This window comes from Gilvimarinus polysaccharolyticus (assembly GCF_001187555.1).
In the GTDB taxonomy this organism is placed as follows: domain Bacteria; phylum Pseudomonadota; class Gammaproteobacteria; order Pseudomonadales; family Cellvibrionaceae; genus Gilvimarinus; species Gilvimarinus polysaccharolyticus.
On record NZ_LFIJ01000001.1, the window covers coordinates 874,420 to 896,827 of the forward strand.

Below are 22,408 nucleotides of genomic sequence, written 5' to 3' on the forward strand. Positions count from 1 at the left end.
TTAAAATTAAAAACAATTAGCCGGGCGCGGCAGTCCGGCGATTTTGCTAACCAGTAGCGCGGGGTGCGGCGCAAACAATCCCATTAAATAAATACTGCGGCCTTTATCGTTGCCAAGCTTTTGTTGTGTGTAGCGCACTAGTGCACGGCTTGCGGGCGAGAGTTCAAATTCTCGATAAAATTCTTGTACTAATTCAATAATCTCCCAGTGGTTGGCGGTCAGCTCTATGTGCTCGGCTTGTGCTAGCTGCCGAGCAATGGCAGGGTTCCAATCGGTTCGGCTCAATAGGTAACCGTCTTGGTCGATTGCGGGAAAACTGTTTGAGTTTGTCATTATCAATACCAGCTTTGAATCGTTTTATGCTCACAACTTAAACGTACAAACGTCTGATAGTTTATGGTTGTTATATTGTTAAGCTGCGAGTGCAACCCGCGCGCCGCTAGATCGTCTCCAAGCGCGTAAACGGTTATTCCACGCGCTATCACACTGTTTAGCAGAGCCGTTGTTGGTGCGGCTGTTAGCGCGCCGTAGGTGCCATCTTCAATAAGCAAGATGCTATCTCCATTGGCGCACAGGGTTAGACACGACTGAAGTGTTTGGTCGGCGAAGGGCGATTTGTTAACCGTGTGTAATGTGCTCATTAAAAACTTAATAAGTGGTCGTGGTTAGAAATTAATTGTCGCACCTGATCATCGTCTAGCCACTCGATAGATTCAATGCAAAGCTCAGCGGTATTAAGGCCGCGTTTTTGTGCCGAAGGTTGGTGGGCGTACACGGTATCGACCCCAAACATTTCCAGTGCATTTAAGTTTCGCGCTAAACTTTTTTGTATGCCGGCAATAGGTTGTTGTTGGTCTTTTAATTGCCACACGCCATCGTCCATCAATAACAATGCGATGTTTTGCTCAAAGGCGGCGGCGGCCAATACGGCCTCGAGCGCTTCGCGGGCGATGGCGGTGCCGTAAGGTGAGTGACGACTAATACACAGTAAAGATTTCATGGCTCGCTCTATGGGCCAAAGGTCAGCAGGCGATCAGAGGCTGCGCTGGCCTCGATAAGTTGTCCTAGGCCGCTTAGCTCGAACCCCTCAGCGATATTATTACTGTCTTTTTGGTAGCGTTTGGCTTCTGTTGCATCAATAACGCCTCGACGTAACGCGGCGGCAATGCACACCACAGCATCCAGCTGGTGTTGTTTAATTAGCTGAGTCCAGCTGGCGGGCAGGTCGTGTTCGTCTTGAGGTGGGGCGGCTAACCGACTGGCGTTATAAACGCCGTTAGCGTAAAAAAACAATCGATGAATGCTGTGGCCGTCGTCAAGGGCTGCTTGGGCAAAAGCTAGTGCACTTTGGCTGGCGCTATCGCTGTAGGGTGCGCCTAATATCACAAGAGTAAATTTCATGGCAAAAAAATAAAGCCCCTTGCGGGGCCTTGTGTTGTGTTAGTCGTCAGCTGCGCCAAGCAAATGCAGCAAACTAGTAAAGATATTAATAATGGCTAAGTACAGTGATGTGGTTGCCATTAAATAGTTTCGCTCGCCACCATGAATAATGGCGCTGGTTTGGAACAATATAATCGCCGACATTAACAATATTATACCCGCCGAAAATACCAAGCTGAGTATAGGCATGTGGTAGCCAAACATTGAAGCGCCAAGAAGCAATAACATGCTACCGATCATAACCATGATGCCAATAGCGATAAAACCGCGCATAAAGCTAAAGTCTTTGCGGCTAATTAATGCGTATGCCGATAGCCCCAAGAAGGTAAAAGCGGTTCCGCCAAGTGCCTGGAACACAACAGATGTACCATTAGCTGTGGCTAAGTAGTGATTAATAATAGGGCCAAGACCTGCACCAATTAAACCGGTAAAAGCAAACACCACACCGATGCCTGCGGCAGACTCGGCGGTACGTGGCAATACAAACCATATGAGCCCCATAGCGGCTAACGACATGATCATCCCTGCGCCATGGCTTAAGCCAATGGCCATGGCGATACCCGCAGTTACGGCGGAGAAAGCAAGGGTCATGCTCAGCAGCAAATAAGTATTGCGCAGGACACGGCTTACTTCGGCTGTGTCGGCTTGTGTGGCTGAGCCCATGCGCGTATTGGCGGCAGTGCGTAGGTGTTGCATTTGATCTCTCCGATAAATTTGATAACGCCTAATCATACAAGCTTACTTGGTTAATACAAGGTTTAACGTCAAGCCCAAGTATGTGTTTACGTGCTCTTTAGCAGCATCAATATGATGTTTGGAATTCGTTTGAGTTCCGTAAATGATGATGGGGGCTATGTCGGTGTTTTTAAAGAGCGACGAATAAACGGGCATAAAAAAAGCGCCTAAATTTAGGCGCTTTCTCTATAGCTGCAAGCAGCTCGGTATGGCGGAAGGGCAGGGATTTGAACCCTGGGTAGGCTATTAACCTACGCCGGTTTTCAAGACCGGTGCATTCAACCACTCTGCCACCCTTCCGAAGTGGGGCAGATTATACATGGCTTTTGCTTGGGGGCAAGGGCTTAAGGGGAAAAAGTTTATGTTTTTTAAGAGCTTGAGTGATTGGTGGTCAAACTGAGGGAAAATTGGCCGAACCAGAAGGTTCTGGTTCGGCCAATAGGCAACTACGATTCGCTAGGTGTTTTTTTAGCTGTTCGTGGATCGTTGCTTGGGCGCTCAAGTTTGCGCGGGTTGTGATCTACTTTTGCAGGTTGGCTGGTATCCAGCGCGCGCGGCAGGGGCCGTGTGCGTGTTTCTGTCAGGATACGCACCGCTGCTACCGGTTTCGGCGCCTTACGTGGATCGTTGCTCGCGCGGCCAGTAGGACGTGCTACAACTTTGTCGCTGCTGACGGAATCCGCTGTGGCTTCAGGTTTTGCAGTGACAGGATTTGCAGCTGCAGGTGTAGCAGGCTTGGCGGCGGGCTCGCTAGGTGTGCTAGGTACTTCAGCCTTAATGTCGGCAGTTTCAGCTTTAGCTTCTTCTGTTTTGATGTCAGGTTGAGCGCTTGGTTGCTTTGCCGACACGTCGACATCTGCAGGTGTAGTGTTTTGCTCGGTTTGAGCTGTTGTCGGTGCTTTGCTGGCCGGTTGCTCTGTCTCGGGCTTAGCGGCTGCAATGGTTTGCTGAGGAGCCTCGCTCGGTGTGCTCTTAACCTCGGTTGCCACACTTGGCTCGACATTAGGTGCAGCTTTAGTGCTCACTTGCTCTGGCTCGGCGGCAGCCTGATTGTGCTGTGCTGCGACTTCAGGCTCAGCGGCTGGACTTTTTGCCCGAGGTTGGCGTGCCGGTCTTTGTTCGCGAGCATCTTGAGGCTTGTCGCTGCTTTCGCGGCGCGCTTCGATTGCCTTATTAGGCTTGGGCGTGTTGTTAGACTCGGTGTTCGCCTCTGGGTTTTCTTGTGCTGCAGTGTTTTGCTCGCCATCAGTATCGCGACGACGACGACGTTGGTTGCCACGACGGCGACCTGACGGGCGCTTAGGTGGACTTTGTTCGTCAGCCTGTCCATCAGTTGCCGGTGTGTTGTCGGTACTGGTCGCCTGGGCGCTTTGCTTAGTAGCCTGTTGGTCTTGCTCCGCTAGCGCTGCACTGTCTTGTTGCTGGTTGCGAGGGCTATTGTCGTTGTTGCGATTGCGATTGCGGTTGCGTCCACGACGACCGCGACCGTTACCGCGCTCATTGTTGTTGTCGGTATCGTTAGTGTCTTTGTTGCCGCGCGCATCATTATCTCGAGACGTATTGTTGTTGCGAGACTCGTTGCCGCGAGAATCAGACGAGTCGTCTTTTTGCTCTTGGCCTTTGCGTCTGTTGTCTGTGTCTCTTTGTGGTTTTTTGTTTTGGTTGTCGCGCTCGTCATCGCGTGGTCCGTTACGACGTTTGCCGCCACGACGGTTACGGTTTTGCGAGCTTGAGCGATTGCGATCGTTGCGCTGATCGTTGCTTTTACGTTTTTGGCTGTTGCCTTTGTTGTTTTTGTCGTTTTCTTCTTCCGACTCGAACAACTCTTTAAACCAGCCGGTTAATCGGCTGATTAAGCCTGGTTCAGGTTTTGTCGCTGGAGCTGGGGCTTGCTGTAGCGGAGTCGCTGGCTTTACCAGTGGTTGTGGCAATTTTACTGGCGCTTCGTCAGTGATGGTTTCGCTTTCGATATGCTCTTCAGTGCCAACGATCTTGTAGCTGGTTTCTAGCGTGCCTTCGTCGTCATCGCGTAAGCGTTGAACTTCGAAATGCGGAGTTGTCATTTCTGAGTTAGGAACCACTACAACACGAGTACTATTGCGTTGCTCGATATTGAAAATTGTTTTTCGTTTTTCGTTGAGCAAATAGGTGGCAACCGAGATTGGCGCTATAGCGCGAATCTCTGCGCTGCGTTCTTTTTGCGCCTCGTCTTCTACTAAACGCAAAATAGACAGAGCCAAAGAGCGAGTGCCACGAATGGTGCCTTGGCCATCACAGCGTGGGCAAATTTTAGAGTGCACTTCGCCAAGTGATGGGCGCAGGCGCTGACGTGACATCTCAAGCAAGCCGAAGCGTGAGATGCGACCTATTTGAACGCGTGCGCGATCCATGGCCAGTGCGTCGCGAATGCGGTTTTCAACTTCGCGTTGGTTGCGGCTTGATTGCATATCGATAAAGTCGATAACAACCAGTCCGCCCATGTCGCGCAGACGCAATTGGCGAGCAATTTCGTCGGCCGCCTCTAGGTTGGTTTGGGTGGCCGTTTCTTCAATGTCACCGCCTTTAGTGGCGCGCGATGAGTTGATGTCGATGGACACCAACGCTTCGGTTACATCGATAACAATCGAGCCGCCAGAAGGTAGTTTTACTTCGCGTTGAAACGCTGTTTCGATTTGGCTTTCGATTTGGTAGCGATTGAATAGCGGAATATCGTCTTCGTACAGTTTTACCCGGTTGCCAAAGCTTGGCATAACTTGTTGGATAAAACCTGAGGCCAGCTCAAAGGATTCTTTGTTGTCGACGATAATTTCGCCGATATCTTGCCGTAAATAATCGCGTATGGCGCGGATAATAACGTTGCTTTCTTGAAACAAAAATGCGGGTGCTTTTGCTTCTTGAGCGCCTTTGTCGATTGAATCCCACAGTTGCAATAGGTAGTCTAAATCCCACTGTAGCTCATCGGCGCTACGACCGACACCGGCGGTGCGGATGATAATGCCCATACCGTTAGGGATTTCAACTTGGCTGAGTGCGTCGCGCAGTTCAGCGCGATCTTCGCCTTCGATACGGCGCGAGATGCCGCCGGCACGAGGATTGTTTGGCATAAGGACTAAGTAGCGTCCAGCCAAGCTAATAAAGGTGGTTAAAGCTGCGCCTTTGTTGCCGCGCTCTTCTTTGTCGACCTGAACAATAACTTCAGTGCCTTCTTTTACAACCTCTTTAATTTTGACGCGGCCTTCGCCGTCGTTAGGAGATTTGCAGAAGTAATCACGAGATATTTCTTTGAGGGGTAAAAAGCCGTGACGATCAGCGCCGTAGTCGACGAACGCAGCTTCTAAGCTGGGCTCTACTCGGGTGATGCGACCTTTATAAATGTTGGCTTTTTTTTGTTCGCGGTTACGATTTTCGATGTCGAGGTCATACAGCCATTGGCCGTCAACCAGTGCAACACGCAACTCTTCGGGTTGGGTTGCATTAATAAGCATTCTTTTCATGCGTTTCCTAGTCTTTTCGTTGGGCGCAGCGTGCCCACGCGACTGTCAACGCTTTTATGTTTTGCACAACCTTGTAGACTGCCGCGCTACATCAAGCTCACGTCAGCGGTTGTTGGATACTTATTGAACTTCTTCGTCGGCCCGAGCCTTTTGGCTGCATGGGTCGAAATGTCAATATTAATCGTTAACTTGCATTTACCAGTTTTTGTCCGGGTTTACCCGGTAACGCCTAAGTAGGCTATTTTGCGCTGGCTGCTATTGCAGCTAGTGGTCGCAGTTAGGGCAGATACTACCGTTTTCACCATCAACACGAAGAATTGTTCTGTTTGTCTTTCGTTGGGCCGCGAGCAATTGCTCGTGCGGGCCGGTCTCATGGTTTAACTTCTGCCAACAAGAGCTTGGTATTTAAGTTACAAAACACAATTAGCGGATTAGTCGCATTGCGCTTGCTGCGCAATGGTTCCGGTGCTCGCGCGGATCGGAGCCTTATGCCTCAATCAGTGCGCGCGTCACACCATTCATCATTTTGCCGGTTCTGTACACTTTTAGTGTGTAAAAACAGAGCCTTAGCTGGCAGCGGTATTTCCTCGCGACACGCCTAAAACGCTATGTCCGGAAACCTGCCTGTCCCAGCCGGCTCGAATATACCAGTTAAAGCAATACCCGGCAAATCAAATTGGTGTGGTACAGCCTAGAGTCGGTGGCTCTGGTACCTGTGTGGCTGTGTTTGCTGTTATTATGCCGCCCATGAAAAATCAGCCTTTTAATGCGCTCGATCTTGATGAGCGCTTCGCCCAAGCCCAGTTTATGGAAGTCGATGCCGATCAGTCGGGTCAGCGCATTGACAACTATTTAGTGGCGCGCCTTAAAGGTGTGCCGCGTACACACGTGTATAAATTGCTACGTAAAGGCGAGGTGCGGGTTAATAAAGGACGCATTCGTGCCGATTATCGTTTGCAAGCCGGTGATGTGGTGCGCTTGCCGCCGCTTAAAGTGACTAAAAAAGCTCCGCCCAAGCAGCTTAGTCAAGGGTTGGGGCGGGTTTTGGAGTCCTCCATTATTTATGAGGATGATGGCCTGCTGGTGGTGAATAAACCGCCGGGGCTGGCTGTACATGGTGGCAGCGGTGTTGATTTGGGTTTGATTGAGGCGCTGCGGCAGTTGCGGCCCGATGCTCGTTATTTAGAGCTGGTGCATCGGCTCGATCGAGACACTTCCGGCTGTATTATGGTGGCTAAAAAGCGCAGCTATTTACGCCATTTACAGCAGGCGCTACGTGATAAAACGGCCGGACACGGGGGTATTGTTAAGGTTTATCAGGCCCTAGCTTTAGGTGCTTGGCCTAAGCGAGTGTCACGCGTTAATGCACCTTTATTAAAGCTTGAGCAAAGCGGTGGTCTGGCGCATATCGTCAAAGTGAGCTCTGAGGGCAAACCCAGCATTACCGATTTCTCTGTATTGCAGCGCTATCAAGAGTACACCTTGCTTGAGGCGCGCCCAGTGACTGGCCGTACGCACCAGATTCGGGTGCATGCCCAATTTAAGCAATGTCCGTTATTGGGGGATGAAAAGTACGGCGACGATGACGCCAATCGCTTAGCGGTTAAGCTAGGTCTTAAGCGTCATTTTTTGCATGCCAGTGCGTTGATGTTTGTTTTGCCGGGCGAGTCTGCGATGACTCGTGTCGATGCGCCGTTGCCAACCGATCTGGCTGGAGTGCTTAAATTGCTCGAATCACATAAGCTGAATGGCTAACGCTATAAGCATATATTTAGAGAGGCATATAGTTGTTATATATATTTGATTGGGATGGCACGTTGAGCGATTCGACGAATACGATTGTTACCTCGATGCAGCGTGCCGCGACAGATTTGGGGTGGCAGTGTCCCGAGCGCGATGCCGTACGCAATATTATTGGTTTGGGCTTGCCCGAAGCGATTCGGGTGTTGTATCCCGAAGTTGAGACGCAGGATATTGAGCGCTTAAGGGCGCGTTACAGTGAACATTTTTTAGCAATTGATCAGGTGGAGCCGGCACAGTTTTACCCTCGTGTTTTGGAATCGTTAGATGTCTTGCGTACTCAGGGGCATCAGTTGGCCGTTGCGACGGGCAAAAGTCGGCGCGGGCTTGATCGGGTGTTGGCTCGCTTGGGGCTCGATGGTTACTTTCATGCCAGTCGCTGCGCTGATGAAACGGCCTCTAAGCCCGATCCGTTGATGTTAGCCGAGCTGTTATCTCAGTTTGGTGTGAAGGCGAGTGAGGCGGTGATGGTGGGTGATACTGAGTACGATATGGATATGGCGCGCCGTGCCGATATGCCTCGTATTGGTGTGAGTTATGGTGCGCACGCCGTTGAGCGCTTGCACCCTTACGATCCGGCGCTGTGTATGGATTGTTTTTCTGAGATATTGACATGGCAGTCGGGGGCGATTGGCGCCTAAAGCCCTGTGCTTTACTCGGCGCTTGCCAGTGGGTCTAGTCCCGCCGCGCAGAGCATACTGGTGAGGCGTATTAATGGTAAGCCGATGAGCGTATTGGGGTCGTCGCCCGCGAGTGATGTAAATAACGAAATTCCCAGGCCTTCACATTTAAAGCTGCCGGCGCAGTCATAAGGTTGCTCTCGGCTTAGATAGCTGCGCAATTGGTTGTTGCTTAATGAGCGGAATGTGGCTCGATAACTCTCTACCGATAATTGCTGAGAGTCATCACTGCTATTGTAGAGGCACAGGCCAGTATAAAAGGTGACGGTTTTGCCGCGCGAGTGTTGCAGTTGCGTAAGGGCGTTATCAAAGTTGCCGGGCTTGTTTAATTGTTTGCCGTCGCACCAGGCGACTTGGTCTGAGCCAATAATCAGCGCGTTAGGGTGTCGACCTTTAAGGGCGCGAGCTTTGTGGCAGGCAAGCCTTTGCGCCAAGGCTTCGGGGGCTTCATTGGTTAGCGCTGTTTCGTCGATGTCGGGTGCCTCGGCAATAAAATCGAGCCCTAGCTGGCGCAGTAATGTTTGTCGGTAAGGGGAGCTGGAGGCAAGGATAAGTGGCTTCATTATTTGTGGCTCGACATTGTTGGGTTGAGAAGGTTGGGTTGAGAAGGTTGGGGTGCGGGCAACCCTCTTGGTTGCGGCCGTTATATTAGCGTAAAGCGAGGTCTAGCCATAAATTTTAAGCCATTTTGCTGAAATGCTTTAAATAGTAGGGTTGGGGAGCTATTTTTCTTTGACAGATGCGCTTTCGATCCCTATTATTGCGCGCTTATGTCACAGCCATCCTTTAGTCAGCCGCTGCCACGTCAGGGCGACCCGCGAAAATACGCCCAACAGGGCATAGAGATCTCGGGTTTTGTTGATCTAAAACAGCTGCCTAGATTGGCAACTGCGGTGGCAGACAAGAATGCAAGGTTTGCGGTTGTTCTGTCATTTTCAATTAATGAAGAGCGCAAGCGAGTGGTGCAGGGCAGTATCGAAGGCGAGGTGGGTTTAACCTGTCAGCGTTGTTTAGATACAGTTCAGGTGCCGTTGGCGTGTGAAGTTAATCTCGGCATTATTTGGGATGAGGATCAGGCAAAAACCTTACCGCGTGATCGCGATCCTTGGATTGCGGCAGAGGGCCCTGCAGAGTTCTACGACTTGGTCGAAGAAGAACTGTTGTTAAGTCTGCCAGCGGTTGCTTATCATGATCGCGCATGCGTACCCCACGAGCACTTTGAAAGTAAAGCGCCCGAATCGGGGGCTCAAGAGCAAACGAAACAAAACCCGTTTCAAGTTCTGGAGCAACTTAAAGGAACGCCGAAAAAATAGAAGGCTTGTTCTCTAAAGTCTTCTTTGAGGCGCCCCAGCTTCAGTTTTTTGTTATTTAGGAGTTAATCATGGCCGTACAGAAAAGTAAAAAGACTCGTTCCAAGCGCGGTATGCGTCGTTCACACGATGCGTTGACCGGACCTACCTTGTCTGTTGATTCAACCAGTGGTGAAAAACACCTGCGTCATCACGTGACTGCTGACGGTTTCTACCGTGGTCGCAAAGTGATCGACATCGCATCTGCCGAGTAAGTATTTGCTAGAAGACGATTTTCCATTGTCTAAGCCAATACGATTAGCTGTAGATGCTATGAGCGGGGACTTCGGTCCCCGCATTGCTATTCTCGCGGCGATGGAATTTGCCCGCACCTTTCCTGATGTCCAATTGTTGCTGTTTGGTGAGCGCGTCTTGATGGAGCGCGAGATTCGCACGTCTGTCCCCTCCAATATTCAACTTATTGATACCCAGAGCGTTATTGCGATGGATGCTGATCCGCGTCAGGCGTTGCGCCAAGGCGACAGCTCATCAATGTGGCAAACACTATTAGCTGTCGCTGACGATCGTGCCGACGCGTGTGTCAGTGCGGGCAACACCGGCGCACTGATGTTGCTCAGTCGTCGTGTTGTGGGTGTGTTGCCAGGGGGCGAGGTGCCAGCTATTTGTAAAGCGATGCCGGTGCAATCCAGCGTTACATTGATGTTGGATTTGGGGGCGAATGTTTACTGCAGCAGTGAGCAATTGTTGCAGTTTGCTAGGATGGGGGCCGTGCTGGCCCGCGCTAGTGGTGTAAGTCAGCCTAAAGCGGCACTGTTAAATATTGGTACTGAAGCGGGTAAGGGTACAGCTGTTATTCGCGATGCGGCAAAACTATTGGCGCAAGTAGATGATTTTGAATACGTAGGTTTTATCGAGGCCGATGCTATTTATAATGGCGAGGTGAACGTTATTGTCTGCGATGGCTTTAGCGGTAACATTGCACTGAAGGCCAGCGAGGGAGTGGCTCGGTTAATTGCCAGCCGAATAAAGGAAAGTTTTGCGACAGGCTTTGGGCGTTTGATGGCGCCACTGATGTGGCCGCTGATTAAACGCTGGCGCGCAGAGCTGAATCCAGATGTTTATAATGGTGCAATCTTGGCGGGTTTGGCGGGCACCGTTATTAAAAGCCACGGTGGGGCTTCTGTGCCTGCTACCGTTAATGCTTTACAGCTTGCTTATGAGCAGGCGAAATTTGGAACGACTAAAAAAATGGCGCGCGCACTTAGCGTTGCCCAGTAAACCTGTTTGTCAGTTTAAAAGAGTAAATAATTATGGCCGCAAATAATTTGGCATTTGTATTTCCTGGGCAGGGCTCGCAACAAATTGGTATGTTGGCGCCGTTGGCCGCCGAGTACCCGGTTGTGCTGCAAACGTTTGCCGAAGCTTCAGAGGTGTTGGGTTACGACCTTTGGGGTCGGGTGCAAAATGGCACGCAAGATGAAATTAATTTGACTGAGTGTACTCAGCCGTTACTGCTGACTGCCAGTGTTGCGATTTGGCGTGTGTGGCAAGAGCGCGCAGGCGCGCAGCCCGCGCTTTTGGCTGGGCACAGCTTAGGTGAGTGGTCGGCTTTGGTGTGCGCCGGTGTTGTCTCGTTTGCCGACGCGGTCGCGCTTGTGCGTCAGCGCGGCAAGCTTATGCAAGAAGCTGTGCCTGCGGGTCAGGGCGCTATGGCCGCTATTATTGGTTTAGCCGATGATGCTGTATTAACTGCTTGTGCGAGTGCAGCGCAGGGCGAAGTGGTTGCAGCGGTTAACTTTAACTCTCCCGGTCAAGTGGTTATTGCCGGTCACAGCGCTGCGGTTGAGCGCGCTATGCTCGCTTGCAAAGAGGCTGGTGCAAAGCGTGCCTTGGCGTTGCCTGTGAGTGCGCCGTTTCATACCGAACTGATGCGCCCGGCGGCTGACGGTTTAGCCTCTTGGGTTGAGGGTGTGGAGTTTAGTGCGCCGATCATACCCGTTGTGCACAATGTTCACGCCCGCGCAGAAGCGGATCCGGTAAAAATTAAAGCGTTAATGATCGAGCAAATTTACAGTCCAGTACTGTGGGTCGATTGCATTAATGCGCTGGCCGATGCAGGTGTTGAAAACCTAGTTGAGTGCGGCCCCGGCAAAGTGTTGGCAGGGTTGGCAAAGCGTATTAATAAATCATTAAGCGCTAGCTCTATTGAAGCCTCGGCCGATCTGGATGCGGCTGTGGCGCAGCACCATTAAATCTCAAAAAGCGAGAAAAATATGACAACAGATAATAAAGTCGCGCTGGTAACCGGTGCGAGTCGTGGGATTGGCGCGGCTATTGCCGAGCAATTGGCGCGTGATGGTTTTACTGTTATTGGTACGGCAACCAGTGAAAACGGTGCTGCGGCCATTACTGCACGTTTTGTTGCGCAGGGCGTGACCGGCGTTGGTAAAGTGCTAAATGTGACTGATGCGGATTCGGTGAGCGGGCTTTTGCAGGACATCCAACAAGAGTATGGTGTACCCTTAGTTTTGGTTAATAACGCTGGCATCACTAAAGATAATCTGTTGATGCGGATGTCTGAAGAAGAGTGGTTTGATGTGATTAACACCAACCTCAGTGCGGTGTTTCGTTTAAGTAAGGCGGTATTGCGCGGCATGATGAAAAATCGCTGGGGACGTATTATTAATGTCGGCTCAGTAGTGGGCGCGATGGGTAATGCCGGGCAATCTAACTACGCTGCAACTAAAGCGGGGGCGGCCGGTTTTGCACGTTCTTTGGCGGCAGAAGTAGGCTCGCGCGGTATTACGGTTAATACTGTTGCTCCGGGCTTTATTGATACTGATATGACGCGTATATTACCCGATGAGCAAAAGGCGCAACTGCTAAATAAAATTCCGCTGGGGCGTTTAGGTAAGCCCGAAGAGATTGCGGCGGTAGTTGGATTTTTAGCTTCTGACGCTGGAGCTTATGTTTCGGGTGAAACAATACACGTCAATGGCGGCATGTACATGAATTAAAGTTGCCTGCAACTGTTTGATTTAAAAGAAAAAAAGTAAAAAGATTAAGAATTTTAGTCCAATGCGTTACAACCTGGTAGAAATAGATGTAAAATGCGCATCGATTTCGCCGTAGAAAATCTGGAACCGTCAAACTGGTTCTGAACATGACGGTTTCGTCGATACTACCTATTAGGAGTTGAATTAGATCATGAGCAGCATTGAAGAACGCGTAAAAAAGATCGTTGCTGAGCAACTGGGTGTTAAAGAAGATGAAGTGAAAAACGAAGCTTCTTTTGTTGAAGATTTGGGCGCGGATTCTTTGGATACCGTTGAATTGGTGATGGCTCTGGAAGAAGAGTTTGAAACCGAGATTCCAGATGAAGAAGCTGAAAAAATTACCACGGTTCAGTTGGCCATCGACTACATCAATGCCAACTTGGGCTAATCTGCCACAGATTTGGTAGCAGATTTTGAGGAAGCCGTATTATTGAGAAATAATACGGCTTTTTCTTTGGGTTTTTTGACCGCCCAAACGTTAGGTTTATGGCGTTTAAGTCCTTTATGAGGGAGAGGTACCAACGTGTCGCGTAAAAGAGTTGTTGTAACAGGTTTGGGTATGGTGAGTCCGCTGGGCAATACCGTGGCTGAAACTTGGGATGGAATCCTGGCGGGCCGAAGCGGTGTGGCGCCAATCACCCGTTTTGATGCTGCGGCTTTTAGTACACGCTTCTCGGCTTCGGTTAAAGACTTTTCGGCCGAAGGTTACTTTCCGCTTAAAGATGCCCGCAAGATGGACCCCTTTATTCAGTTTGGCATGGTCGCAGGTATTCAGGCGATGCGTGATGCTGGCCTTGAGATTACCGAGGAAAATGGTGACCGCGTAGGTGTTTCTATTGGCTCGGGTATTGGCGGGATTGGTAGTATCGAAGACGGTGCATTAATCGTCGAGCATAAAGGGCCTCGACGTATATCCCCATTTTTTGTTCCCGGCGCGATTATCAATATGATTGCCGGTAACCTTTCGATTTTGTACGGTTTGCGCGGCCCTAATCTCGCGGTTACCACCGCATGTACAACCGGCACCCACAGTATTGGCTTGGCAGCACGTACCATCATGTATGGCGATGCGGATGTCATGCTTGCCGGTGGCGCTGAGATGGCAACCACACAAGTGGGCGTTGGTGGTTTTGCCGCTGCTCGTGCACTGTCTACACGTAACGATGACCCACAGGCTGCTAGCCGGCCTTGGGATAAAGACCGCGATGGTTTTGTCTTGGGCGAAGGTGCCGGTGTAATGGTGCTGGAAGAGTACGAGCACGCCCGCGCCCGTGGCGCCAACATTTATGCCGAGCTAATAGGCTTTGGTATGAGTGGTGATGCTTATCATATGACCTCGCCTCCAGAAGATGGCGCTGGCGCGGCCCGATCTATGCAAAATGCTATTAACGATGCCGGTATTGCACTAGAGTCGGTTAATTATATTAATGCTCACGGCACTTCTACGGTGGTAGGTGATAGAGCTGAATGCATGGCTGTAAAAACAGTTATGCAATCGGCAATCGACCAAGTCGCGGTTAGCTCGACTAAATCTATGATTGGTCATTTGCTGGGAGCGGCTGGTGCGGTGGAAGCTATTTTTAGTGTCTTGGCAATTCGCGATCAAGTGGCGCCGCCCACCATTAACCTCGATAACCCCGATGAGATGTGTGACATTAATCTTGTGCCACACACTGCGCAAGAGCGACCGATACAGGCTGTTTTAAGTAACTCGTTTGGTTTTGGCGGTACTAATGGGTCGCTGTTGTTTTCAAAGTTACGCAATTAATACGCCTTAATGTATCTACGGTGGGGCCCTGAGCCCCAATAGCCATGTCGACACCCGCACCTCCTTTAATTTGGATCAACGGCAAGCAGAGGCATCAGCTCTCGGCGCTCGATCGTGGCTTAGCCTATGGTGATGGGTTGTTTGAAACCTGCCGTTTGCACGATGGGCGCTTGCCCCTTTGGTCGCGACATTTACAACGTTTGCAAACAAGTGCTGCAGCTTTCGGTATTGAGCTTAATATCATACAGCTGCAAGCGTGGCTCGATACGGCACTAGCGGTTTTGGATGATGCGGCTATTGCTCATGGAACGGTTAAAGTCATCGTTACCCGTGGCGTTGGTGGGCGCGGCTATCGCCCCTCGCAAAGTGCCGCGACAACGATTGTGTTGGCCGTGTTTGCCGATAACCTTGAGCTTTTAACCGCGTCTCATGTGCCGGCACATATTAGGGTTTGCGCTATGACTTTGGGGCGCAACCGTATTTTGGCCGGGCATAAACACCTTAATCGATTAGAGAATGTGCTGGCTCGTGCCGAGTGGCAAGACGATGCTACCGATGAGGGTTTAATGCTCGACGACTGCGCCAATGTTATCGAGGCAACAGCGCATAATATATTTATTTACCGCGATGGTTGTTGGCACACGCCGGCATTGACTGAGGCGGGGGTTGCTGGTGTGATGCGCCAACTCATCATTGATGAGTTGGCGCCATGCTGCAATGTGAGTGTTATTGTGGCGCCAATAACCTTGCTCGATGTTTGCCGGGCCGATGAGGTGTTGTTGTGCAACAGTAATCGTGGGGTTCGGTCTGTAGCGTCGTTAGTAGACGGTTCAGGAGTTTTACATCAGTTTTCAGGTTGCCAGCACACGCAACGATTAGCGGTAGCGCTGAGTAATTTCTTGCAAGACAAAGGTAGTTATTAATGATTCAACTGGCCGTTGGTTTGGTGAAGCGACTCATGCTGCTTGCGCTGCTTGCGTTGGTGGTGTCTGCTTTAGGCGCCATGCAGTATTTTAAGCAGTGGTATGCTGAGCCTATGGCATTGCCTGATTCTGGCTTGCAGTACCAGTTAAAAGCGGGCGGAAGCCTAAGTGCTGCGGCATCAGAGTTGGCCGCGCAAGGTATTCTTAAGCATCCACAAGTATTAACCCTGTACGCTCGTCTAAGTAATCAAAGCGAGGTGCGCGCGGGTGATTATTTGCTAGAGCCTGGTATGACACCACGGCAATTTATGAAGATGCTGCATACCGGCAACGTCGTGAGCTACACCGTAACGCTTATTGAGGGCTGGACGTTTGCCCAAGCGGTACAGGCACTGGCAGAGTCCGAACGTATTGACTCTCGATTGGCCGGGCAAAGTGTAGAAGCTCAGTTGGCGATGCTCGACTTGCCCATCGAGCACCCCGAAGGCTGGTTCTTTCCCGATACCTATCATTACACTGGCGGCACCACGGATATTGAGATTCTGCAGCGAGCGTATCTTAAGATGCGTCAAACTCTGGATGAACTTTGGCCCGAGCGCGACGTGGGGCTGCCGTATAAAACTCCCTACGAAGCGTTGATTATGGCATCAATTGTCGAGCGTGAAACGGGCGCTGCGTGGGAGCGGCGTAAAATCGCTGGGGTGTTTGTCAGAAGGCTAGATAGCAATATGCGACTGCAAACAGACCCAACGGTTATTTACGGTATGGGCGATGCTTATAACGGTAAAATTGGTCGCGCTGACCTAAGGCGCCCGACCCCCTATAATACCTATGTTATTCGTGGTTTACCGCCAACCCCTATCGCTTTGCCGGGCGGACAGGCGGTTTATGCCAGCATGCATCCAGATCCGGGTAGCGAGCTCTATTTTGTCGCTAAAGGCGATGGTACCCATGAGTTTTCGGACACACTTGAGGCGCATAATAATGCTGTGCGGCACTACCAAATACAGCGCCGTGAAGGATATCGCTCGACCGTCCGGCCGGGCGAGCTTGAGCAGTAGGAAATACCTCTGCCAAGCATTACAATACGCCATATCTTAATAGCCGGCCAAGCCGGCGCCCTCGCTTGCCAACTGGATTGTTAATCAGTATGACTGAAATTACAGAAAATGCCGCTGTTAAGGCTGAAAAGCCATCACATTTTATTCAAAATATTCTCCGTACAGATTTAGAGGAAGGCAACGTTGCAAGTGTCGTGACACGCTTTCCACCAGAACCCAACGGTTATCTGCATATCGGTCATGCAAAATCGATTTGCTTAAACTTTGGTATGGCAAAACAGTTTGGCGGTGCGTGTAATTTACGATTCGATGACACTAACCCGGAAAAGGAAAGTGATGAGTACGTCGAAGCTATTAAGCGCGATGTAACGTGGTTGGGCTTTGCGTGGGATGGTGAGATCCGCTTTACCTCGGATTACTTTGATCAGTTACACAGCTGGGCGATAGAGTTGATTAAAGCCGGCAAGGCATATGTGTGTGATTTGAACGCCGATCAAGCTCGAGAGTACCGTGGCACGTTAACTCAACCGGGTAAAAACAGCCCTAATCGCGACCGTAGCGTTGATGAAAATCTAGCGTTATTTGAGCAAATGCGAGCAGGTGAACTGGAAGAGGGCAGTTGCTCGCTGCGGGCAAAAATTGATATGGCGGCGCCCAATATTAATTTGCGCGACCCGATTATTTACCGAATCAAAAAAGTCGATCACCATCAAACTGGTGACAAATGGTGTATTTATCCCTCGTATGACTTTGCCCACGGCCAAAGCGATGCTATTGAAGGTGTAACTCATTCAATTTGTACCCTAGAGTTTGAGGATCATCGGCCGCTGTACGAGTGGTTTATTGCCAATATTTCTGTACCTGCCAAGCCTAAGCAGTATGAGTTTGCGCGACTTAATTTAAATTATACGGTTACCAGTAAGCGCAAGTTACGTCAGCTGGTAGAAGAGGGGCACGTCGAAGGTTGGGATGATCCTCGTATGCCGACTATTTCGGGAATGCGACGTCGAGGTTATACGCCAGAGTCACTGCGTAATTTTTGCGAACGCATCGGTGTGACCCGCTCCGATAGTATGGTTGATGTAGGCATGTTGGAGTACTGCGTACGCGATGACTTGGATAAAAATGCACCACGCGCTATGTGTGTTCTGCGTCCGTTAAAAGTGACTTTAACAAATTATCCCGAAGGTAAAATTGAGCGATTAGTGGCCGCAGGTCATCCTAATCGCGATGACCTAGCTGAGCGCGAGTTGCCCTTTGGTAAAACCGTTTTTATCGATGTTGAAGACTTTCGGGAAGAGGCCAATAAAAAATACAAGCGTTTGGTGTTGGGCAAGCGGGTTCGGTTACGCAATGCTTATGTGATTGAGGCCGATGAAGCGATTAAAAACGATGCGGGCGAAATCATTGAGGTGAAGGCGCGAGTCATCGAAAACACCATTGGTGTTGACCCTGAAGATGGCGTTAAGCCCAAAGGGGTTATTCATTGGGTGTCGGCCGACGAACATATCGAGTGTGATATTCGTTTGTATGATCGCCTGTTTAATGAAGAAGTGCCGGGTGCCGCTGATGGTGATTTTTTACAGGCAATAAACCCTGACAGCTTGCAAATATTACGCGGTGCGAAAGTGGAAGTATCATTGCGTGATGCGCAGCCGGCATCAGTTTATCAGTTTGAGCGCGAGGGATACTTTTGCCTCGATGAACAGCACAGTAAAGAGGGCGCGCCAGTGTTTAACCGAACGATCAGCTTGCGCGATAGCTGGGCAAAGATGTCCCAGTAAAACCGACTCGGCTACAAAAGATACAGTGTTTGCCTAAAGATACAAAAGCGTAGAGAAACTGAACTATGAGCTTAACGATTTACAGTACATTGTCAGGTAAGAAAGAAGTTTTTAAACCGCGTGAGCCCGGAAAAATCGGGCTCTATGTGTGCGGCATTACCGTGTACGATTACTGTCATATCGGTCATGCTCGGGTGTTGGTCGCGTTTGATATTATTAGCCGTTTTTTGCGCTCGCAACAGTGGGATGTGAATTATGTGCGTAATATTACTGATATTGACGATAAGATCATTAATCGTGCACAAGATAATAACGAGCCTTATACAGATCTGACCTCGCGCTATATAGACTTTATGCACGATGACGAACGTGCTTTGGGTATATTGCCACCCAATAGCGAGCCTCGTGCTACCGCCCACATCGCTGATATTGTCACAATGATCGAAACCTTGCTGGCAAAAGATTACGCCTACTGCGCCAGTAATGGCGATGTGTATTATCGGGTTGGTCGTTTTGCTGAATACGGAAAGTTAACTAACAAAGATCCAGAGCAGTTGCTTGCCGGTGCGCGGGTAGAAGTTGATTCTGCTAAAGAGGACCCGCGAGATTTTGCTTTGTGGAAGTTTGCAGCAGAGCAAGACGTAGGTTGGGATGCCCCCTTTGGTCGAGGTCGTCCTGGATGGCATATTGAATGTTCGGCGATGAGTAAGGCGTGTCTCGGCGCGCATTTTGATATTCACGGCGGTGGCCCTGATTTACCTTTCCCTCATCATGAAAATGAAATCGCTCAAAGTGAGGCGGCCAATGGTTGTCAGTATGCCAATTATTGGATGCATGCCGGCGCGGTTCGTTTAGATGGTGAGAAAATGTCTAAGTCGCTGGGCAATTTCTTTACTATTCGCGATGTGCTGAAAGAATATCACTCTGAAGTGGTGCGATATTTGTTAATCAGCAGCCATTACCGCAGCCCGATTAATTACTCAGAAGATAATTTAGTTGAAGCCAAAGCTGGATTGGATCGTTTGTACGGCGCCTTGCGTGGCTACGAATCGATAGCTGCGGCAAGCCTTGATAGTTTGGCCGGTGATGAGTTTTATATAAAATTTGTTGCGGCCATGAACGACGATTTTAATACCCGTGTAGCCTTGGCCGTTATGTTCGATTTGGTGCGCCTGCTGAACAGCGTTAAAGGTGAGCAAGAGGCCAAACCATTGGTGGCCAGCTTAAAGGCGATGGGTGAGTTGTTGGGTTTGTTTGGCTGTGCCCCAGATGATTTTTTGCAGGCGGCGGGCAGTAATGATTTAGCTGCTGAGGATGTAGAGGCATTAATTGCCGAGCGCGCCCAGGCAAAGCAAGATAAAAACTTTGCCCGAGCCGATGCAATACGTGATGAATTAGTTGCGGCCGGTATTGTTTTAGAGGATTCCGTTGCCGGCACCCAGTGGCGTCGCGAGACTTAACGTATTTGTTGGTGAGAGGGGATTAATATGGTTTTCTATCAGCGTGGGGTGCCAGCTTTAATAATGGCGGCACTGCTTATGATTTCGTTTGCGAGTATCGCAGCCTCAGAAACTGTGTGGATCGATGTGCGTACGGCTGATGAGTATGCTGAGGCACATTTACCGGTGGCAGTTAATATTTCTCACGAAATAATTGTCGATAATATTGCCCAGTACGCACCAGATAAAAACACCCAGATTGTACTGTATTGTCGTAGTGGCCGCCGCGCCGATGCGGCCAAAACAGCTTTGGAGCAACTTGGTTATCATAGGGTTGTTAATGCAGTAGATCTCGACGGAGCTGCAGATTTATACCAGCGCCAATCTGTGGGTACACAATGATGATCTGCTGGGTTTCGGCTAAGCAGCAGGCAGGATATTTATATGCTTAAGCGTCTTGGGCGTTATCGCCGTTTAGGTGGTGCTAGCTTTTTATCGTGTGGGTGCTTTATTGCGTTGGCCGTCTATGGCTGGGGCGTTAGCTGGAATCAGCTGTTAGGTTATATGGCGGTGGCGGCGGTGTTGCTGCTGTTGCTGTTAGCAGTGGCGGCCGTATTGGGATGGTTGTTACACAAGTTTAATTGTCGTAACGATTAAACTTGTGTGCTTTGTGGTTACTGAATTTTTTCGTCCATTTTTACTTTAAACCAGGCCACCATTTTGTCGGTGATCTCAATGGTTTCAAATAAATAATGCTCTATGGTGAAGCTAATATTGCCATCGGGTATATTCTCTAAATACTCCATAGCCAGGCCATTGAGGGTTTTGGGACCATCTGTAGGCAGGGACCACTCTAAAGTTCGGTTGATGTCGCGGATAAAAGTACCGCCATGAATTTTATACTGGCCGTCTTCTTGAGGGATGATATCTTGATCTTCATCTTCGGCAATATTGGTGGTGAAGTTGCCGACGATCTCCTCTAGCAAATCCTCTAGCGTAACAATGCCTTGTACTTCACCGTATTCATTGACAACCAATGCAATTCGACATTTTTGCTGTTGAAAATTCATTAGCTGAGTGTGTAATGGGGTCGATTCGGGGACAAAGTACGGTTCATCAGCATGAGCTTGAAAGTCAGCTTTACTAACACTGTTATCATCGCCGTTTAAAAAACGGGCAGAGTTACGCAGATGCAAAATACCGGCGACCTCGTTTAGATCCCCACGATAAATGGGTAGTCGGGTGTACTCTGATGTACGTATTTTGTGTAATAAAACGCTGACATCTTCGTCTAAATCAAGTCCTTCGACTTCGTTGCGCGGGATCATGATGTCTTCGACTGTGGATTTTTCTAGGTCGAGAATATTAAGTAACATTCCCTGGTGTTGATCGGGGATGAGCGAGCCGGCCTCGTCAACCACTGTGCGCAGTTCTTCGGGCGCCAAATGCTCTATATTGGTATGCGCCTTATCTATGCCAAAGAGTTTGGTAACGCCGTTGGCAATGCCGTTGACTAACATAACGGCGGGCGCCAAAACAAAGGCCAATGGCCGCAATATTATGCTGGCAAAAAATGAAATTCGCTCGGGATAAAGCGTGGCAACTGTTTTCGGGGTTACCTCGGCAAATACCAGCATGACTAAGGTGAGTACAAAACCACCCACGGCAACGCCCGAGTCACCCATTAAGCGTATCGCAATTATGGTTGTGAGGGCTGCGGCAAAATTGTTGGCTAAATTGTTGCCAATTAAAATGAGACCAATAAGGCGATCGGGGCGGCGTAGTAATCGCTCGACACGCTGGGCGCCTTTGTCACCTTTTTTGCTTAGGTGTTTTAGGCGATAGCGGTTGATGGCCATCATTGCGGTTTCGGAACTAGAGAAAAAGCCGGAGAGCACTAGCAGCCCCAGGAGGATTCCAAAAAGTGCTTCTAAGGGTATGTCGTTCAAGGAAATGCGATGCCTATATTGCTGTTCAGCAGGCTATCTTGCAGCAGTTTGTTGCAATTCGCAACCGTGTCTACCATTGATAAAGCAAGATCGCCAGATACGTTAAATGTTGAGAATAAACTCGAGTACGATTTTACTGCCAAAGTACGCCAGCATCAGCATAACAAATCCGACTAAGGTCCAGCGTATCGCCGTGTAGCCACGCCATCCTAGGCTGTGGCGTCCCCACAGCAGGATGCTGTAGATAAGCCAGGCGAATAATGTAAAGACGGTTTTGTGGACGACGTGTTGAGCGAAAATATCGTCTAGGAATATGATTCCCGAGATGATAGCCCCAGTCAACAATAATTGCCCCGCCCACAGTAACTCAAACAATAAAGACTCCATTGTTTGCAGTGGCGGGAGCAAGCCCCGAGGCCCTAGTGAACGCTTTTGCTTGAGGCGATGGTTTTGAAATGCCAGAAACAGAGCTTGTAAGGTCGCTATTGTTAATAAGCTGTAAGCGAGTATTGATAGCAATATGTGCGATGTTAAACCAACTGTAAGTGGAAGCAGCACGTTATTGCTGGGGGGAAGTAAGCTGGTTATTATCGCGACGATCGTGAGCGGGAAAAGTATAATAAAGAGGTTGTGTAGAGGTTTGCGGGCGGCGCTGAGCAAGACCACAATATTCACAGTACAAAAAATAAGCGATGATACTGGAAACAGGCTTAAGGCCAACCCTTTGGGTTGGACAATCAGTAGAGCACAGCCGGTGCCGTGGGCGATTAAGGCCACGGCTGTTAGCAAGTAGAGATATTGTCGCTGAACGGGCTTTGACCGCCAGAGTGAAATAAATACATAGCTTGCCGCCAATAAGTAAAAAACGACGGCGATTAAGTTAATGTCGAGCGCTGACATGTATGGGCAAGGTCCTTTATGTGTAATGCCTTGTGAGTAGTGCCGCAGAACCGGCCCCAAACTGACACT

24 protein-coding genes and 1 tRNA gene are annotated in these 22,408 nt (G+C 49.7%); 15 read left to right on the forward strand and 10 right to left on the reverse strand.

Going from position 1 to position 22,408, the window contains the following annotated elements; all coding sequences use genetic code 11:
* Positions 1 to 6: 6 nt before the first annotated feature.
* The 7 genes from GILYN3_RS03635 to rne all read right to left on the reverse strand — a co-directional run bounded on the left by GILYN3_RS03635 (position 7) and on the right by rne (position 5,669).
* Positions 7 to 333: a TusE/DsrC/DsvC family sulfur relay protein gene (locus GILYN3_RS03635; protein WP_049721598.1), complete on the reverse strand. Its 327-nt coding sequence runs from the start codon at positions 331 to 333 to the stop codon at positions 7 to 9.
* Positions 334 to 335: 2 nt separating this feature from the next.
* Positions 336 to 641 (reverse strand): sulfurtransferase complex subunit TusB, encoded by a 306-nt coding sequence (tusB, locus tag GILYN3_RS03640; RefSeq protein ID WP_049721599.1) that lies wholly within the window; start codon positions 639 to 641, stop codon positions 336 to 338.
* On the reverse strand, positions 641 to 1,000 hold the full coding sequence (tusC, locus tag GILYN3_RS03645; RefSeq protein ID WP_049721600.1) for a sulfurtransferase complex subunit TusC: 360 nt from the start codon (positions 998 to 1,000) through the stop codon (positions 641 to 643). The genes tusB and tusC overlap by 1 nt, the downstream gene beginning before the upstream one ends.
* Before the next feature lie 8 nt (positions 1,001 to 1,008).
* Positions 1,009 to 1,401, reverse strand: coding sequence for a sulfurtransferase complex subunit TusD (gene tusD / locus GILYN3_RS03650; RefSeq protein ID WP_049721601.1), 393 nt, complete (start codon positions 1,399 to 1,401; stop codon positions 1,009 to 1,011).
* Positions 1,402 to 1,440: 39 nt separating this feature from the next.
* Positions 1,441 to 2,136 carry a Bax inhibitor-1 family protein gene (locus GILYN3_RS03655; RefSeq protein ID WP_049721602.1) on the reverse strand — a complete coding sequence of 232 codons (696 nt, stop codon included), beginning with the start codon at positions 2,134 to 2,136 and terminating at the stop codon, positions 1,441 to 1,443.
* Between the two features lie 248 nt (positions 2,137 to 2,384).
* Positions 2,385 to 2,475 (reverse strand) — tRNA-Ser (locus GILYN3_RS03660).
* Between the two features lie 146 nt (positions 2,476 to 2,621).
* Positions 2,622 to 5,669 (reverse strand): ribonuclease E, encoded by a 3,048-nt coding sequence (gene rne, locus GILYN3_RS03665; RefSeq protein ID WP_049721603.1) that lies wholly within the window; start codon positions 5,667 to 5,669, stop codon positions 2,622 to 2,624.
* Positions 5,670 to 6,407: 738 nt separating this feature from the next.
* Between rne and GILYN3_RS03670 the strand changes: the two genes are divergently transcribed.
* Together GILYN3_RS03670 and GILYN3_RS03675 are read left to right on the forward strand one after the other, a co-directional pair.
* Positions 6,408 to 7,424, forward strand: a complete 1,017-nt coding sequence (locus GILYN3_RS03670) for an RluA family pseudouridine synthase (RefSeq protein WP_408606305.1) — start codon at positions 6,408 to 6,410, stop codon at positions 7,422 to 7,424.
* A 32-nt stretch (positions 7,425 to 7,456) separates the two neighbouring features.
* Positions 7,457 to 8,110: an HAD-IA family hydrolase gene (locus tag GILYN3_RS03675; RefSeq protein ID WP_049721604.1), complete on the forward strand. Its 654-nt coding sequence runs from the start codon at positions 7,457 to 7,459 to the stop codon at positions 8,108 to 8,110.
* 11 nt (positions 8,111 to 8,121) lie between these two features.
* On the opposite strand, the gene GILYN3_RS03680 is transcribed toward GILYN3_RS03675, so the two are convergent.
* Positions 8,122 to 8,712, reverse strand: coding sequence for a Maf family protein (locus GILYN3_RS03680; RefSeq protein ID WP_049721605.1), 591 nt, complete (start codon positions 8,710 to 8,712; stop codon positions 8,122 to 8,124).
* A gap of 207 nt (positions 8,713 to 8,919) precedes the next feature.
* On the opposite strand from GILYN3_RS03680, the gene GILYN3_RS03685 reads away from it, so the two are divergent.
* The 13 genes from GILYN3_RS03685 to GILYN3_RS03745 all read left to right on the forward strand — a co-directional run bounded on the left by GILYN3_RS03685 (position 8,920) and on the right by GILYN3_RS03745 (position 20,147).
* On the forward strand, positions 8,920 to 9,462 hold the full coding sequence (locus GILYN3_RS03685; protein ID WP_049721606.1) for a YceD family protein: 543 nt from the start codon (positions 8,920 to 8,922) through the stop codon (positions 9,460 to 9,462).
* Between the two features lie 68 nt (positions 9,463 to 9,530).
* Positions 9,531 to 9,713, forward strand: a complete 183-nt coding sequence (gene rpmF, locus GILYN3_RS03690; RefSeq protein ID WP_049721607.1) for a 50S ribosomal protein L32 — start codon at positions 9,531 to 9,533, stop codon at positions 9,711 to 9,713.
* A gap of 25 nt (positions 9,714 to 9,738) precedes the next feature.
* Complete coding sequence (gene plsX / locus GILYN3_RS03695) at positions 9,739 to 10,737, forward strand: phosphate acyltransferase PlsX (protein ID WP_049722542.1); 999 nt, start codon at positions 9,739 to 9,741, stop codon at positions 10,735 to 10,737.
* A 32-nt stretch (positions 10,738 to 10,769) separates the two neighbouring features.
* Positions 10,770 to 11,711, forward strand: a complete 942-nt coding sequence (gene fabD / locus GILYN3_RS03700; RefSeq protein WP_049721608.1) for an ACP S-malonyltransferase — start codon at positions 10,770 to 10,772, stop codon at positions 11,709 to 11,711.
* 21 nt (positions 11,712 to 11,732) lie between these two features.
* A complete protein-coding gene (gene fabG, locus GILYN3_RS03705) occupies positions 11,733 to 12,476 on the forward strand; it encodes a 3-oxoacyl-ACP reductase FabG (protein ID WP_049721609.1) in 744 nt (247 codons plus the stop codon).
* Between the two features lie 190 nt (positions 12,477 to 12,666).
* Positions 12,667 to 12,903, forward strand: a complete 237-nt coding sequence (acpP, locus tag GILYN3_RS03710; protein WP_049721610.1) for an acyl carrier protein — start codon at positions 12,667 to 12,669, stop codon at positions 12,901 to 12,903.
* 135 nt (positions 12,904 to 13,038) lie between these two features.
* Positions 13,039 to 14,283, forward strand: a complete 1,245-nt coding sequence (gene fabF, locus GILYN3_RS03715; protein ID WP_084005070.1) for a beta-ketoacyl-ACP synthase II — start codon at positions 13,039 to 13,041, stop codon at positions 14,281 to 14,283.
* A 44-nt stretch (positions 14,284 to 14,327) separates the two neighbouring features.
* The gene (gene pabC / locus GILYN3_RS03720) at positions 14,328 to 15,206 is read left to right on the forward strand and encodes an aminodeoxychorismate lyase (RefSeq protein WP_049721612.1); all 879 of its coding nucleotides are present in this window, start codon (positions 14,328 to 14,330) and stop codon (positions 15,204 to 15,206) included.
* Positions 15,206 to 16,267 (forward strand): endolytic transglycosylase MltG, encoded by a 1,062-nt coding sequence (gene mltG, locus GILYN3_RS03725; protein ID WP_084005072.1) that lies wholly within the window; start codon positions 15,206 to 15,208, stop codon positions 16,265 to 16,267. The genes pabC and mltG overlap by 1 nt, the downstream gene beginning before the upstream one ends.
* Before the next feature lie 89 nt (positions 16,268 to 16,356).
* Complete coding sequence (locus tag GILYN3_RS03730; RefSeq protein ID WP_049721613.1) at positions 16,357 to 18,051, forward strand: glutamine--tRNA ligase/YqeY domain fusion protein; 1,695 nt, start codon at positions 16,357 to 16,359, stop codon at positions 18,049 to 18,051.
* A 65-nt stretch (positions 18,052 to 18,116) separates the two neighbouring features.
* On the forward strand, positions 18,117 to 19,511 hold the full coding sequence (gene cysS / locus GILYN3_RS03735) for a cysteine--tRNA ligase (protein ID WP_049721614.1): 1,395 nt from the start codon (positions 18,117 to 18,119) through the stop codon (positions 19,509 to 19,511).
* A gap of 27 nt (positions 19,512 to 19,538) precedes the next feature.
* Positions 19,539 to 19,892 carry a rhodanese-like domain-containing protein gene (locus tag GILYN3_RS03740; protein WP_049721615.1) on the forward strand — a complete coding sequence of 118 codons (354 nt, stop codon included), beginning with the start codon at positions 19,539 to 19,541 and terminating at the stop codon, positions 19,890 to 19,892.
* A gap of 42 nt (positions 19,893 to 19,934) precedes the next feature.
* Positions 19,935 to 20,147, forward strand: a complete 213-nt coding sequence (locus GILYN3_RS03745) for a hypothetical protein (protein ID WP_049721616.1) — start codon at positions 19,935 to 19,937, stop codon at positions 20,145 to 20,147.
* A gap of 17 nt (positions 20,148 to 20,164) precedes the next feature.
* On the opposite strand, the gene GILYN3_RS03750 is transcribed toward GILYN3_RS03745, so the two are convergent.
* Together GILYN3_RS03750 and GILYN3_RS03755 are read right to left on the reverse strand one after the other, a co-directional pair.
* Positions 20,165 to 21,439: an HlyC/CorC family transporter gene (locus tag GILYN3_RS03750; RefSeq protein ID WP_049721617.1), complete on the reverse strand. Its 1,275-nt coding sequence runs from the start codon at positions 21,437 to 21,439 to the stop codon at positions 20,165 to 20,167.
* Positions 21,440 to 21,541: 102 nt separating this feature from the next.
* Positions 21,542 to 22,339 (reverse strand): cytochrome C assembly family protein, encoded by a 798-nt coding sequence (locus GILYN3_RS03755; protein ID WP_049721618.1) that lies wholly within the window; start codon positions 22,337 to 22,339, stop codon positions 21,542 to 21,544.
* Positions 22,340 to 22,408 lie beyond the last annotated feature (69 nt).

Excerpts from the sequence above, each read along its gene's own strand:
- GILYN3_RS03635 (WP_049721598.1), bottom strand. The coding sequence starts at position 333 with ATGACAAACTCAAACAGTTTTCCCGCAATCGACCAAGACGGTTACCTA.
- tusB (WP_049721599.1), bottom strand. The coding sequence starts at position 641 with ATGAGCACATTACACACGGTTAACAAATCGCCCTTCGCCGACCAAACA.
- tusC (WP_049721600.1), bottom strand. The coding sequence starts at position 1,000 with ATGAAATCTTTACTGTGTATTAGTCGTCACTCACCTTACGGCACCGCC.
- tusD (WP_049721601.1), bottom strand. The coding sequence starts at position 1,401 with ATGAAATTTACTCTTGTGATATTAGGCGCACCCTACAGCGATAGCGCC.
- GILYN3_RS03655 (WP_049721602.1), bottom strand. The coding sequence starts at position 2,136 with ATGCAACACCTACGCACTGCCGCCAATACGCGCATGGGCTCAGCCACA.
- rne (WP_049721603.1), bottom strand. The coding sequence starts at position 5,669 with ATGAAAAGAATGCTTATTAATGCAACCCAACCCGAAGAGTTGCGTGTT.
- GILYN3_RS03670 (WP_408606305.1), top strand. The coding sequence starts at position 6,408 with ATGCCGCCCATGAAAAATCAGCCTTTTAATGCGCTCGATCTTGATGAG.
- GILYN3_RS03680 (WP_049721605.1), bottom strand. The coding sequence starts at position 8,712 with ATGAAGCCACTTATCCTTGCCTCCAGCTCCCCTTACCGACAAACATTA.
- GILYN3_RS03685 (WP_049721606.1), top strand. The coding sequence starts at position 8,920 with ATGTCACAGCCATCCTTTAGTCAGCCGCTGCCACGTCAGGGCGACCCG.
- rpmF (WP_049721607.1), top strand. The coding sequence starts at position 9,531 with ATGGCCGTACAGAAAAGTAAAAAGACTCGTTCCAAGCGCGGTATGCGT.
- fabD (WP_049721608.1), top strand. The coding sequence starts at position 10,770 with ATGGCCGCAAATAATTTGGCATTTGTATTTCCTGGGCAGGGCTCGCAA.
- fabG (WP_049721609.1), top strand. The coding sequence starts at position 11,733 with ATGACAACAGATAATAAAGTCGCGCTGGTAACCGGTGCGAGTCGTGGG.
- acpP (WP_049721610.1), top strand. The coding sequence starts at position 12,667 with ATGAGCAGCATTGAAGAACGCGTAAAAAAGATCGTTGCTGAGCAACTG.
- pabC (WP_049721612.1), top strand. The coding sequence starts at position 14,328 with ATGTCGACACCCGCACCTCCTTTAATTTGGATCAACGGCAAGCAGAGG.
- mltG (WP_084005072.1), top strand. The coding sequence starts at position 15,206 with ATGATTCAACTGGCCGTTGGTTTGGTGAAGCGACTCATGCTGCTTGCG.
- GILYN3_RS03730 (WP_049721613.1), top strand. The coding sequence starts at position 16,357 with ATGACTGAAATTACAGAAAATGCCGCTGTTAAGGCTGAAAAGCCATCA.
- cysS (WP_049721614.1), top strand. The coding sequence starts at position 18,117 with ATGAGCTTAACGATTTACAGTACATTGTCAGGTAAGAAAGAAGTTTTT.
- GILYN3_RS03740 (WP_049721615.1), top strand. The coding sequence starts at position 19,539 with ATGGTTTTCTATCAGCGTGGGGTGCCAGCTTTAATAATGGCGGCACTG.
- GILYN3_RS03745 (WP_049721616.1), top strand. The coding sequence starts at position 19,935 with ATGCTTAAGCGTCTTGGGCGTTATCGCCGTTTAGGTGGTGCTAGCTTT.
- GILYN3_RS03755 (WP_049721618.1), bottom strand. The coding sequence starts at position 22,339 with ATGTCAGCGCTCGACATTAACTTAATCGCCGTCGTTTTTTACTTATTG.